Genomic DNA, 547 nt, shown 5'->3' with positions numbered 1-547 from the left:
CCCACACAGCCTGAAAGAGCTACCGACACCACTGCCAGAGCTACGATCTTTGTGATTGTTTTTTTCATAACGATCTCAGTTAATTAATATACTCGCCCAAAAAAAAGGCGCTGGATAGTAGCAGTCACTTTCTTCTGAATTATCAGCAAATTGTCAGAAATAAAACGCTAAGCAATTAACTTGATTAAGATTAAATCAACGCCAATTCCATTCTCAAACACACCTCATCAAAAATTTTTGTCGTCACCGTAAAGTGATTGATTCGTACTAAAAATCAACGATTGGTACATTCCGATTTAATCCATTATCCATTCGTTGAGAAACCTAAATGGCAAGACTAAAACCTCACCAACCATTCGAACTCCTTGGTCAAACTGTACAACCAGGCCAACGAGTGTAGATTGAGCTGCAAGCGGCTCAGCTGAATACCCATTCTCCGTTGTCGATCCCTATCGAGGTGATTCATGGTCGCCTAGGGGGTCCAACGTTGATGGTGAACGCAGCGATTCACGGTGACGAGCTCAATGGTGTTGAGAATCCACGTCAA

At 42.4% G+C, this 547-nt stretch carries 1 pseudogene; it reads left to right on the top strand.

From position 1 onward, the window contains the following. Window positions 1-400 precede the first annotated feature (400 nt). Window positions 401-547, top strand: a pseudogene (locus KIV40_RS32340) (succinylglutamate desuccinylase/aspartoacylase family protein); the annotation flags it as partial.

This window comes from Vibrio sp. D173a (genome assembly GCF_030248475.1).
The sequence above is the reverse complement of the archived record's forward strand: the minus strand, read 5'-3'. Positions and strand labels throughout refer to the sequence as shown.